Genomic DNA, 12,855 nt, shown 5'->3' with positions numbered 1-12,855 from the left:
TGGATAAGGTCGGTTTGACCGGCCGGGCTGGGGGCACTAGGCGGTGATCATGAATCTGACACATTTCCGCGCGTGGACTTTTGCAGGCTTGTATGCCCTGGTCGTCGCCGCTCCCGCCCATGCGGCGGACGAGGCGTTTGAGTTCTGGCTCAACCCTTCGATATCGGTCGATCTCGACAGCGATACCGGTCTCGAACTGGAAACCGCCCAGCGGTTGCGCAGCGAGGCGGACGGCAGGGTCGATACCTATTTCGCCAGACTTTGGCTTACCCAGGCGCTCGCCGACAATGTCACGCTGGGCGGCGCGATCGAGCGCCGTATCAACGATGGGGCCAGCAACGAGACCCGACTGATGCAGCAATTGTCGACCAAGCACGGACTGCTTCGCACCCGGCTTCGGCTCGAGGAGCGTTTCGTAGACGGAACCGGAAGAATGGGGCTGCGCCTCCAGCCGCGGCTGGGCGTCGCGGTGCCTCTGGATACGGAAGGGCGCTGGTCGTTCTACACCAATGCCGAACTGTTCTTCACGCTGAAGAGCACCTCCGTGGGGGGCGACGACGGTCTTACCGGATTGCGCACCCAGGTCGGCACGAGCTATGCGGCGAGCGACAATCTCTCGCTCAGTCTGACCTATCTTCGTCAGCAGGATTTCAAGGATGCCGGGTCCGACCAGATTGGTCATGTCCCGCTTGTGGGGATCGAGTTTTCCTTCTGATACCTGCCCCAAAGTGCAGGTTAATAGCGCTTTGTCGTTGGGCACTTGTTCGTTAGACGGCCTCGCATGGCGCTACCCCTTGCTCGCATCGCGGCGGTCCTCTCCTGTTTTATGACCGTCGCGTGTTCGAATGCCGAACCCGAGACGGAGCGCGATCCCGTCCCGGTGGTGGCTCAACCCGTCCGCATGCTTCCCGAAGTGCTCGAGATTGAGGCGATCGGTTCGGCGCGTGCGGCGACCTCCGCCGAGATTTTCCCGGAGACCGCGGGCCGCGTTACTGCGGTTCTGTTCGCGTCGGGGGATTTTGTCCGTGAGGGAGCGCCGCTGCTGCGGCTCGATGCGCGGCAGGAACAGCTGGCGGTCGATGCCGCGCGGGTGCAGGTGCGCGAGGCCGACCAGTTGCTGGGCCGTTACCGCCGGATCGAGGACACCGGGGCGATCTCCGACAGCCAGATCGAGGCGGGCGAAACCGCGCTGGCATCGGCGCGGGTCGCGCTCGAGCAGGCGCAGGCCGAACTGGCCGACCGGGTCGTCCGCGCGCCGTTCTCGGGCCATGTCGGGCTGACCCAGATCGACCGCGGCGACCGGGTCAATGATTCCACCCCGATCACCCAGATCGACCAGCGCGGCACGCTCTATGTCGATTTCTCCGCTCCGGAGGCGGTGTTCAACGCGCTGCGCCCCGGACAGGTTGTCGAGGTGACGCCATTCTCCGATGCCGCGCGCACGATCGAGGCCCGCGTGTTGACCACCGACAGCCGTATTTCGCAGGACAGCCGCGATTTCATCGTCCGCACCGCGATCCCCAATCGCGACGACCTGTTGCGGCCGGGAATGAGCTTTCGCGTGGTCTTCACCCGCAATGGCGAGACCCGCGCCGCGGTGCCCGAACAGGCGATCGTCTGGGGCGGCGAAGGCTCGCACATCTTCGTCGTTCGCGAGGGCAAGGCGAGCCGGGTTCCGGTCACGATCACCGCGCGCCGCGAAGGGCTGGTGTTTGTCGATGGCCGGGTCGCAGCCAGCGACCGGGTGATCGTCGAAGGCGTGCAGAAGGTGCGCGAAGGTCAGGAGATCAGGATCGTCCAGCCCCGCGGCGCCCCGCCGCAGGAGGTCCGCGTCCGTCCTGCGACGCCCGCAACCGATGGAGAATAGAACCGATCTTCCCATGCTGGCGGTCAAGCGGCCGCTGCTGATCGGCGTGCTCAACCTGCTGATCGTGATTGCAGGCGTCGCCGCGCTCATGGGGGTGGAGGTGCGCGAACTTCCCAATGTCGACCGGCCGATCGTCTCGGTCACGGCCAATTTGCCGGGTGCGGCACCGAAAACCATGGATTCCGAAGTGACCAGCGTGCTCGAAAACGCGGTCGCGCGCGTTTCCGGCGTTCGCCAGATCGATGCCTCGAGTGAGGAGAACAATTCGCGCATCCGCGTCGAGTTCAACCCCGGCATCGATCTCGATACTGCCGCGTCTGATGTGCGCGAAGCGGTGAGCCGGGTGACCCGCGATTTGCCCGACCGGGTCGAACAGGTGAATGTGGTCAAGGCCGACCAGGATGCGCAACCGATCATGACGCTGGCGGTGGTTTCGACCCGCTACGACCAGGCCGAGCTGACCCGTATCGTTGAGAACGACATCATCCCCGAATTGCTCACCGCCGAAGGCGTCGCGAGCATCGAGGAGTTCGGCACCAGGGTCCGGCAGATGCGGGTGTCGATCGATCCTGCGCGGCTCAATCGCTTCGGGCTGACCATCACCGATGTCGCCGACGCGCTTCAGGGGGCGCCTTACGACGTGCCGGTCGGCTCGTTCCGCTCCGACGCGCAGGAACTGGTGGTGCGCGCCGAGGCGAGCGCGATCAGCCCACAACTGATCGAGAATGTCATCGTCTCGGGCAACACCCGCGTCGGCGATGTCGCGCGGGCCGGCTTCGCGCCAGCCAACGCGACCAATTTCGTCCGGCTCGACGGGCGACCGATCATCGGGCTCGGCGTTGTCCGTCAGGCGAGTTCCAACACGATCGAGATTTCGAGTTCGATCCGCGACGGGGTCGAGCGCATCAACGAGCGCTTCGACGGGCTCGGTATCGAAGTGGTCTCGGACGATGCCGAATTCATCCGTATCTCGGTGCGCGAAGTGCTGATCACGCTGGGGTTCACCATAGCGGTGGTGATCGGCACGATGCTGGTATTCTTTCGCGCGCTGCGTCCGACCATCGTTCCCAGCGCGACCATTCCGGTGGCGCTGGTCGGGGTGGTCGCGGCGATCTGGGCGATGGGCTTTTCGGTCAATCTGCTCACCCTGCTGGCGCTGGTGCTCGCCACCGGGCTGATCGTCGACGACGCCATCGTCGTCCTGGAAAATGCCCAGCGATTGCAGAACAAGGGGCTGGGCCGCCGCGCCGCCGCGGTGGTGGGGACGCGGCAGGTGTTCTTCGCGGTGGTTGCGACCACTGCGGTGCTGGTCTCGGTGTTCGTCCCGATCGGCTTCCTGCCTTCGGAGACCGGACGGCTGTTCCGCGAGTTCGGCCTGGTGCTCGCCATTGCGGTGATCATCTCCTCCTTCGTCGCGCTGTCACTCGTCCCCGCGCTCGCCGCGCGCTTCGACCTCACCAGTGCGAAGCAGGATTCGGGTCGGCTCGCCAAATGGGGCAGCAAGGCAAACGGCTGGTACGAAAAGCAGCTGCACCGCTGTCTCGATCGGCCTCGGCTGGTGGGGATCGTCTCGGTCGTGCTCGCGGGGCTGGCCGGCACGCTCTATTTCCAGCTCGACAACGAACTCGTCCCCGACGAGGATCGCGGCGTCATCACGATCGATGCGACCGGGCCGGACGGGGTCGGGATCGCGTTTATGGATGGCGAACTCGACGAGGTCGAACGCGTCCTGCAGCCCTATCTCGACAGCGGCGAGATCCAGAGCACGTTTTCGATTGTCGGTCGCTACGATCCCAACCGCGTGCGGGTGACCGCGCAGCTGGCCGAGTGGGACGATCGCGACCGCAGCCAGACCGAGATCGTCGAGGAACTGAACCCGCCGCTGCAGGAAATTCCCGGCTCACGCACCAATGCCAGGGGGCGCGGCACGCTCAGCTTCGGTGGCGGAGGCGAAGGGCTCGAGGTCGCGCTGACCGGGGTGGATTACGATGTGATCTTCGAATCGGCACAAGCACTCGCTGCGGCGATCGATACCGAGTCGGACATTCTCTCCAACGCCGAGATTTCCTACCAGCCGACCCAGCCCCAGCTCTCGGTCCGGGTCGACCGCCAGCGCGCCTCCGACCTCGGGGTCGATCTCGACGATCTTGCGCAGACGTTGCGGACCATGGTCGGCGGCGACGATCTGGTCGATCTCAACGTCGGCGATCAGGCGGTGCCGATCTTCCTGACCGCCGAGGCGGTTGCGGTCACCAACCCCAACGACCTGCGCAATCTCTACGTCCGTGGCACCGGCGATACGCTGATCCCGCTGTCGACCGTCACCACGATCGAGGAGCAGGGGATCGCCGCCGAACTCAACCGCACCGCGCAGCGCCGCGCGATCGAGGTCAGCGCCAATATCGCGGCTGGGACCCCGCTGCGCGACGCGGTGGACGAGATCGAGCGGCTGGCGGTCGACAGCGTCGCGCCCGATATCGATATGCTGTTGCAAGGCGATGCCGAAAGCCTCGAGGAAACCTCGAATGATCTGCTCCTCACCTATTTCTTCGCGCTGGTGATCATCTTCCTCGTGCTGGTGGCCCAGTTCGAAAGCCTGACCAGCGCGCTGGTGGTGCTGATGACTGTGCCCTTCGCGCTGGCGGCAGCGGTGTTCGCGCTGTTCCTGTCGGGCATATCGCTCAACATCTATTCGCAGATCGGGCTGGTGATGCTGATCGGGCTGATGGCCAAGAACGGTATCCTGATGGTCGAATTCGCCGATCAGTTGCGCCACCAAGGTCGCAGCGTTCGCGAGGCGGCGGAAGAGGCCGCGGCGATCCGCCTGCGCCCGATCGCGATGACGCTGATCTCGACCGTGCTCGGTGCGGTGCCGCTGATCCTCGCTAGCGGCGCGGGCTCCGAAGCGCGCCAGTCGATCGGCTGGGTGATCTTCGGCGGGCTCGGGCTGGCCGGCGTGTTCACGCTGTTCCTCACCCCGGTGATCTATCTTGCGGTCGCGCAATACGGCAAGCCGCGTACCGTCGATCTCGAGCGGCTGCGCGAGGAGATCGAGGGCGTCGACGAAGACATGACGATGGCACCCGCCTGATGCGGCTGGCTCCGTTTCTTGTCGGCATGATGCTGCTTGGCGGTTGCGCGACGGTGGCACCCGAGCCGGTCGCGCCGCCGGTGTTTGCCCCCGGAAGCTACGCCACCGACCTTCCGCCTTCGGGGCTGGAGCAGGACTGGTGGCGCGGTTTCAACGATCCGGTGCTCGATACCCTGATAGAACGCGGGCTGGCCGCCAATCTCGATGTCGAGGCCGGCGCCGACCGGTTGCGCGCCGCCGAAGCCCTGCTGCGTGCCGAACGTTCGGACCGGTTGCCGTCGCTCGACGGGGCGGGCGATGCCGGGGTGGTGCTGGGCAGCGATAATGATGCGCTGGCATCGGGCGGGCTATTCGGCCTGTTCAATCCCGATCTGAACGGCAGGCTGGCCGCCGAAATCCGCGCGGCCGCCGCCGATTACGCCGAGGCGGACTATCTGGTGGCTGACCAGCGCCGGCTCGTCGCCGCGGCGATCGCCAGCCAGTATCTCGAATACCGCCGCAGCGGCGCGCAGCTCGAGCTGGTGGATGAATCCACCGATCTGCAGGAACAGACGCTGCGGATCGTCACGCTGCGCTTCGAGGCGGGGCTGTCCGCCAATCTCGATGTCCGCCGCGCCGCCGCCGATCTGGCACAGACCCGCGCCCGCCGCGGGCTGGTCGCCATCGCGCGCGCGAATGCGGCGAATACCCTGGCGGTGCTTATCGCCGAACCGCCCGGCACCTTCGCGCCGCCCCCGGCGCGCGATACGGGGGGGATTCCCGATTTTGCCATGGGGCCAGCGGCCGGGACTCCCGCCGATTTGCTGCGCCGCCGGACCGACATCCTCGCCGCCGAAGCGCGGCTGGTGCGCGCCGCTGCCGAAATCGGGATCGAGCGTGCCGACCTGCTGCCCTCGCTGACGATCCCCGGAAGCCTGGCGATCGGCGACGGGTCGTTGACCGGGCTGTTTTCCGACTTCCTGCTGACGCTGGGTGCCGCCATCGACCTGCCGCTGTTCGATGGCGGACGGCGCCGTGCGGAGATCGAGGCGGCGGAGGCGCTGGCCGATGCGCGGATGGCCGAATACCGTGGCATCTTCCTCAATGCGCTGGGCGAAGTCGAGAACGCGCTGGTGGCCATCGACGCCTATCGCCAGCGCAACGCCGCGCTGGTCGAGGCGATCGAGCAGAGCGAGACCGCGCTGTCGCAATCCAACGCGCTCTACCGCGAAGGGCTGGCCTCGCTGTTCGACGTGCTCGACGCGCAGCGTCAGCTGATCGCCAGCCGCCAGTCGCTGATCGACAGCGAGGCGGCGCTTTCGAGCTCCTTTGTGGCGTTCCATGCGGCGGTGGGCTCGGACGGTTATGGGCGCAATGCGCAGCTGCCCGAAGAGAGCTGATCGGCCGACGCCTGCCACTGTTGACGAGACTATTTCCGCGATGGACAGGTGGCTCGCGCGCTCGCACAGGCTTGCGCATGGCCATAACCGCAACGATCATGAACACCGCCACCGGGCGGCCCATCCAGACGATGACATTCGGGCGGATGCCCAAGCCCTGGGCGAGCTTCAATCTCACCAGCGGCGAGCTGGTTACCGCCGAGCGGATCGATGTCGGCAAGCCCGCGCCGGGCAAGTTCGCGGCGCAGGTCGATATCTGGGTAACGCCGAAGAAATCGGACTGATCGGCCCTCGGTGATCAGCGTCGGGCGAGCCGGACGATCGCCTGGTCGAGCGCCTGGAGGAAGTTCGAGCGATCGGCTTTGGCGAAGGGTGGCGGACCGCCCAGCTGTTCGCCGCCCGAGCGCAGATCGGCCATCAGCGCGCGGGTCGCGATCGCGCCGCCGATCGAATTGGCGGTGAAGGGTTTGCCATTGGGTGCCAGCACCGTGGCTCTCGCTTCGAGGCAGCGACCGGCGAGCAATATGTCCGAGGTGACGACCACGCTGTCGGAGCCCGCGTGTTCGGCAATCCAGTCGTCGGCGGCGTCGAAGCCGTCGCTCACCACCACCCGCTCGACCGAGGGATCCTCGGGGATGCGCAGCCAGGCGTTGCTGACCACCGTCACCCCCGCACCGTGCCGCTTGGCGACCCGGTAGATCTCGTCCTTCACCGGGCAGGCGTCGGCATCGACCAGAACGCGCAGGCTCACGAAAGTCAGTCCTTGTTGCCCCTCGGCTTGATGGTGGCGCCGCCGCTGGTCTTCACCGGACCGGTGGGGCGTGGACCCTTGTTGCCCTTGTAGCCGCCGCCGCCGGGCTTGTTGCCCTTGTAGCCACCTCCGCCACCTCCGCCACCAACGCCGCCGCCGAAGCCGCCCGAATTGGGCTTCTTGCCGCGGTGGTGCGGCTTGGCGGGCTTGGCGCCCGCGGTGCGATGGACACGCGCGGATTCACGCGGCGCTTCGGAGGGTTCGATGTTGACGCCGTCTTCCTCGCTGTCGCCATTGGCGGTGCGCTGGATCGATTCGGCGAAGCGCTCGGAAATGGCGCGCGGGACCTGGAAATGGGTCTCGTTGCCGCCGATGCGGATCGCGCCGACCTCGTTGCGGGTGATATGGCCGCGGCGGCACAGCAGCGGCAGGATCCAGCGCGGATCGGCGTTCTGGCTGCGGCCGATATCCATCTTGAACCACACCGTGTCCTCGAACCCGGGGCGATGGCGCTCCTTCTGCGCGGCCTGACGCGCTTCGGGGGTGTTCTCGATCATTTCCTCGGGCTGCGGCATCGCGGCGCGATGCGCGCGGACCAGCGCGGCGGCGATGTCCTCAGGGGAACGCTCGCTCATCAGCCGCTGTGCCAGCGCGCGATCCTCGTCGTCGAATTCGGCGGGAGCGAGCATGGCCCCGATCAGACGCTCGCGATCCTGCGCGCGGATGCTCTCGGGCGTGGGGGCATCGATCCACTGGGCGTCGATCTTGGCGCCGCGGAGCATGGATTCGATGCGCTTGCGACGCGGGTAGGGGACGATGAGCACTGCGGTGCCCTTCTTGCCCGCGCGGCCGGTGCGGCCCGAACGGTGCTGGAGCGTCTCCGCATCGCGCGGGATTTCGACGTGAATCACCAGGCTGACACTGGGCAGATCGATCCCGCGCGAGGCGACATCGGTGGCGACGCAGACCCGTGCGCGGCGGTCGCGCAGCGCCTGCATGGCCTGGTTGCGTTCGGATTGCGAATGCTCGCCCGACAGCGCGACCACCCCGAAGCCGCGCTCCTGCAGCGTGGCGTGCAAGCGGCGGACGCTGTCGCGCGTGGCGCAGAACAGGATCGCGGTTTCGGCCTCGTGGTAGCGCAGCAGATTGATCGTCGCGGCCTCGATTTCGGCGGGCGACACGGTCACCGCCTGGAAGGCAATGTCGCCATGCCCGCGCTTGTCGCCCGCGGTGGCGATGCGCAGCGCGTCCTGCTGGTAGCGCTTGGCCAGCGTGACGATCTGCTGGGGCATGGTCGCGGAGAACAGCAGTGTGCGGCGCCCGGCGGGGGTCGCGTCGAGGATTTCCTCGAGGTCTTCGCGGAAGCCCATGTCGAGCATCTCGTCGGCCTCGTCGAGCACCGCGGTGTGGAGCTGCGACAGGTCGAGCGGGCCGCGCTCGAGGTGATCGCGCAACCGGCCGGGCGTGCCGACGACGATATGCGCACCATTGCGCAGCGCGCGGCGTTCCTTGGAAGCGTCCATCCCGCCGACGCAGGTCGCGATCCGCGCCCCGGTCCCGGCGTAGAGCCAGGCAAGCTCGCGGCTGACCTGCAGCGCGAGTTCGCGGGTCGGCGCGATCACCAGCACCAGCGGCAGTTCGGTCGCCTGGTTGAAGCGCTCGAGCAACTGCGCCGCCAGCGAGAGCCCGAAGGCGACGGTCTTGCCCGAACCGGTTTGCGCGGAAACCACCAGATCGCGGCCCGCGGCCTCGGGCGCCAGCACGGCGGCCTGGACTTCGGTGGGTTTTTCATAACCGCGCTCGGCGAGCGCGGTGGCCAGGACTGGCGGAAGATTGGAAAAGGTCATGATGCTCACGGGGATGGGCCAGGCCGCGCGGGGCGACAGGCAGGATTGAGGGATTTTGCGGCGAAGCGCACAGGCTTCGGCCAGCGCAGCCACTGCCGCACGGTCCATCGCCTTGTTCTGGGGGCGGGCCTATACAGCAAAGGCGCCGCTTTGGCTTCAACTGTTTTTGTCGCCCGGTTGGGGGCCGCCAGGCGAGCGCCGGATCGAGCCCGTGAGCCGGGAAGGGACGCGCAATCCTACGAGCGAGGCAGGGGTCCGATCCGCGCTTGCGGGCCGCGCTCAGGCGTCCGTGCTGGCCGCCTGCGCCGCCGCGATCAATTCGTTGTCGATGGCCTTGGCGCGTAGATACGCCGGGCGTTCGCGCAGCCGGGCTGCATAGGCCTCGAAGGCGGGGTTCGCGGGGAGCGAGCCGAACGCCAGCCCCCAGTCGACCTGCGCGCCGACATAGACATCAGCGGCGGTGAAGCGCTCGCCGCAGACGTAGTCATGGTTATCCAGCCAGCCCGCCAGCACATCGACCACCAGCTCGAACTGGCCATAGCCCAGCATCGCCTGTTTATCTTCCGGCGCTTCCCAGCCCATCGAGCGGTTGATGATCGCCTGTTCGAGCGGGCCCGCGGCGAAGAACAGCCAGCGGTAATAGTCGGCGCGCTCGGCTGCGATCGGGGCCAGGCCGGCCTCGGGAAAGGCCTCGGCAAGATAGGCACAGATCGCGGCGCATTCGGTCACGGTCCTGCCGTCGTGGACGATGGCGGGCACCTTGCCCATCGGGTTGACCGAACGATACTCCGGTCCCTTCATCGCCTCGCCATACTCGACCAGGCGCTGCTCGTAGGGCGCGCCGGTCTCCTCGATCATCCAGCGGGCGATCTGCCCGCGCGACATCGGATTGGTATAGAAAATCAGTTCGGCCATGCCATCCTCCGGGCGACTCGCGATATGGGGAACATAGCATGAACAATTGTGCCGTCCAGCGGGGTTTAACCGACCGGTGAGGACGGGATCACTCCGCCGGTTCGACCACCGCCAGCACGGCATCGACCTGCACCTGCCCGCCCTCGCTGGCGGACAGCGCGGTGACCGTGCCATCGAAGGGCGCGGTGAGCGCGTGTTCCATCTTCATCGCCTCGAGCACCATGAGCCGGTCGCCCTTCTTCACCGCATCGCCCTCGGCGACATCGACCGCGATGACCTTGCCCGGCATGGGGGCGATGATCGCGCCATCGCCCGCCGCGGCTGCTCCGGAGCCGCGCGTCGCCAGCCCGAATTCATGCGCCTGGCCTTCGTGGAACACCACCACCCGGTCGGCATCGGCAAAGCCGGTGAGCGGTTCGAACGGTGCCTGTCCGGCGGGATCGACGACCTGCGTTTCGCCGTCGCGGGTCAGCGCGACCGACAAGCGGGGGGCACGGTTGAGCCGAAAGCCCGCCAGCGGATCGCGGTAGGCTCCGGCTGCGAGCAGCACGAGCTCAGCGGCGGCGGCGCGGACCGAGGAGTCGGTCTCGCCATCGGCGATCAGCGCCTCGCCCTTGCGTTCAATGAACCCCGTGTCGAGCCGCGCGGCGGCGAAATCGTCGTCGCCCAGCGCGTTGGCGAGGAATGCGGCGTTGGTGCGCACCGGCCAGATCTCGACGCCGTCGGCCATCGCCAGCAGCGTGTCGATGGCATCGTCGCGGGTTTCCCCCCAGGCGACCAGCTTGGCGACCATCGGGTCGTAGAAGGGCGAGATCGTATCGCCTTGCTCGACCCCGGTTTCGATCCGTCCCGAACGGCCCAGATCGAGATGGTCGAGCCGCCCGGTGCTGGGCAGGAAGCCCCTGGCCGGGTCCTCGGCATAGAGCCGCGCCTCGATGGCGTGGCCCTGGATCGAAAGCTCGTCCTGCGCCAGCGGGATCGGCTCGCCGCTCGCGACCAGCAGCTGCCACTCGACCAGATCGACCCCGGTGATTTCCTCGGTCACCGGATGCTCGACCTGCAGGCGGGTGTTCATTTCCATGAAGAAAATGCGATCGGCGCGCAGGCCATCCGAGGCGTCGGCGATGAATTCGATCGTGCCCGCGCTCTCGTAGTCGACCGCTTTCGCGGCGCGAACCGCGGCGGCGCAGATCGCGGCGCGGGTGTCCTCGTCCATGCCGGGGGCGGGGGCTTCCTCGATGACCTTCTGGTGGCGCCGCTGGAGCGAGCAGTCGCGCTCGAACAGGTGGACGACATTGCCGTGGCTATCGCCGAACACCTGCACCTCGATATGGCGCGGTGCGGTGATCCATTTTTCCAGCAGCACCTCGTCGTTGGAGAAGCTGGCCTTGGCCTCGCGGCGGCAACTGTCGAGCAGTTCGGCGAAGGTGGCGGGGTCGTCGACCTTGCGCATCCCCTTGCCGCCACCACCCGCGACCGCCTTGATCAGCACCGGATAGCCGATCGCCTCGGCCTCTTTCGCCAGCCGTTCGACCGACTGGTCCTCGCCCTCGTAGCCCGGTGTCACCGGCACCCCGGCGGCGCGCATCAGCTTCTTGGCGGCGTCCTTGAGCCCCATGGCGCTGATGCTGGCGGGTTTCGGCCCGACCCAGATCAGCCCCGCATCGATCACGCTTTGCGCGAACTGCGCGTTCTCCGACAGGAAGCCATAGCCCGGATGGATCGCCCCGGCGCCGCTTGCCTTGGCCGCAGCGATGATCTTCTCGCCGACGAGATAGCTTTCGGCGGCGGGGGAGGGACCGATATGGACCGCCTCGTCGGCCAGCCGGACGTGCAGCGCCTTGGCATCGGCATCGGAATGGACCGCGACGGTGGCGATCCCCATTTCGCGCGCGGTGCGAATGATGCGGCAGGCGATTTCGCCGCGATTGGCGATGAGGAGCTTGGTGATCATACCAGCGCGCTAGCCGCCCCGCTGGCGCGCATCAAGCTACCAGCCAGCGACGGGACGAAAGTCGTGCCGGGTCCAGGTGATCGGGACCTCGGGTCCGGGGGGGCGGTTGACGAGTGCCTGGCCGAGCGCGCGGACCACATGCCACAGCTTCTGATAGCCCGGCACCACCACCCGGCGATCCCAGGCCAATTGCCCGCGGTTCAAGACCTTGCGCCCGATCGCGCCGTAAATGTTGGCCGCCGAGAGCACCGCCCAGCGCTTGCGAAAGCCGAGCCTGGCCGCGCCCAGCCGCGCCGCCGCCTCGTAGGTCTCCATCATCCCGATCAGCCGCGGCATCAGGCTGGACAGCACGAAGCGGTTGTGCGGCTTGGCGTGTTCGCCGGGGGCGAAATCCTTTTCCGCCAGCCATTCGGCAGGCAGGTAGCAGCGCCCGGCGGCGTCGTCCTCGACGATGTCGCGCGCGATATTGGCGATCTGGAAGGCGAGGCCGAGATCGCAGGCGCGGTCGAGCGTCTCGCCATCGTCCTCGGGCACGCCCATCAGCCGCGCCATCATGATCCCGACCGCTCCGGCGACGTGGTAGCAATAGCGCAGCATGTCGCGTTCGTTCTTGGGGGTGAAGCCGCCCGCATCGAGCGCGAATCCCGAAATTACGTCGCTCGCCATCTCAGGCGAGAGATTGCACTCGTCGGCGACCAGCCCGAAGGCATCGAAGGCGGGGTCGGCGGTGGGCTGTTCCTCGAAAGCGCGGCGGGTCAGCACGCGGATCGCCTGCACCCGGTCCTCCGCGCTCTTGGCATCGCCCTGATCGCCCAGCGGGCCGCCCATGTCCTGATTGTCGGCGATATCGTCGCAGCGGCGGCACCAGGCATAGAGCAGCCAGGCGCGCTCGCGCGTGCGACGGTCGAACAGCTTGGAGGCGGCGGCGAAGCTGTGCGAACCTTCCTCGATCGCGCCGCGCGCCTGCCGCACCAGCGAGGCACGCTCGCGCCCGCCGCCTGCCACTGCGGGCGTGGAGCGCATATAGCTCGATGGGGCGAGGGGGCGTTGT

The 12,855-nt window shown here is 67.3% G+C and carries 10 protein-coding genes; 5 read left to right on the top strand and 5 right to left on the bottom strand.

The features are described from left to right. Positions 1 to 49: 49 nt before the first annotated feature. The 5 genes from A9995_RS08590 (at position 50) to A9995_RS08570 (ending at position 6,621) form a co-directional block, all read left to right on the top strand. Positions 50 to 715, top strand: coding sequence for a DUF2490 domain-containing protein (locus A9995_RS08590; protein WP_067611519.1), 666 nt, complete (start codon positions 50 to 52; stop codon positions 713 to 715). Between the two features lie 66 nt (positions 716 to 781). Then, positions 782 to 1,867 carry an efflux RND transporter periplasmic adaptor subunit gene (locus tag A9995_RS08585; protein ID WP_233998142.1) on the top strand — a complete coding sequence of 362 codons (1,086 nt, stop codon included), beginning with the start codon at positions 782 to 784 and terminating at the stop codon, positions 1,865 to 1,867. Continuing rightward, the gene (locus A9995_RS08580) at positions 1,857 to 4,958 is read left to right on the top strand and encodes an efflux RND transporter permease subunit (RefSeq protein WP_067611512.1); all 3,102 of its coding nucleotides are present in this window, start codon (positions 1,857 to 1,859) and stop codon (positions 4,956 to 4,958) included. Before A9995_RS08585 ends, A9995_RS08580 begins: the two co-directional genes overlap by 11 nt. Next, complete coding sequence (locus tag A9995_RS08575) at positions 4,958 to 6,337, top strand: efflux transporter outer membrane subunit (protein WP_082992587.1); 1,380 nt, start codon at positions 4,958 to 4,960, stop codon at positions 6,335 to 6,337. Before A9995_RS08580 ends, A9995_RS08575 begins: the two co-directional genes overlap by 1 nt. A 77-nt stretch (positions 6,338 to 6,414) precedes the next feature. Continuing rightward, positions 6,415 to 6,621, top strand: a complete 207-nt coding sequence (locus A9995_RS08570; protein WP_067611511.1) for a hypothetical protein — start codon at positions 6,415 to 6,417, stop codon at positions 6,619 to 6,621. A gap of 14 nt (positions 6,622 to 6,635) precedes the next feature. Here A9995_RS08570 and A9995_RS08565 read toward each other — a convergent pair whose 3' ends face one another. From A9995_RS08565 to A9995_RS08545, 5 genes are all read right to left on the bottom strand, one after another. Next, positions 6,636 to 7,082 carry a YaiI/YqxD family protein gene (locus A9995_RS08565; RefSeq protein WP_067611828.1) on the bottom strand — a complete coding sequence of 149 codons (447 nt, stop codon included), beginning with the start codon at positions 7,080 to 7,082 and terminating at the stop codon, positions 6,636 to 6,638. Positions 7,083 to 7,093: 11 nt separating this feature from the next. Continuing rightward, complete coding sequence (locus tag A9995_RS08560; protein WP_082992606.1) at positions 7,094 to 8,935, bottom strand: DEAD/DEAH box helicase; 1,842 nt, start codon at positions 8,933 to 8,935, stop codon at positions 7,094 to 7,096. Positions 8,936 to 9,214: 279 nt separating this feature from the next. Beyond that, positions 9,215 to 9,850, bottom strand: a complete 636-nt coding sequence (locus A9995_RS08555) for a glutathione S-transferase family protein (RefSeq protein WP_067611508.1) — start codon at positions 9,848 to 9,850, stop codon at positions 9,215 to 9,217. 88 nt (positions 9,851 to 9,938) lie between these two features. Continuing rightward, entirely contained in the window at positions 9,939 to 11,804 is a 1,866-nt protein-coding gene (locus A9995_RS08550; RefSeq protein WP_067611506.1) for a biotin carboxylase N-terminal domain-containing protein, read from the bottom strand. Positions 11,805 to 11,840: 36 nt separating this feature from the next. Continuing rightward, positions 11,841 to 12,827 (bottom strand): phytoene/squalene synthase family protein, encoded by a 987-nt coding sequence (locus A9995_RS08545; protein WP_082992586.1) that lies wholly within the window; start codon positions 12,825 to 12,827, stop codon positions 11,841 to 11,843. Positions 12,828 to 12,855 lie beyond the last annotated feature (28 nt).

Origin of the sequence: Erythrobacter sp. QSSC1-22B, from assembly GCF_001678665.1 — a bacterium.
Taxonomy (GTDB): Bacteria; Pseudomonadota; Alphaproteobacteria; order Sphingomonadales; family Sphingomonadaceae; genus Qipengyuania.
This window is presented reverse-complemented; position numbering and strand designations above follow the sequence as displayed.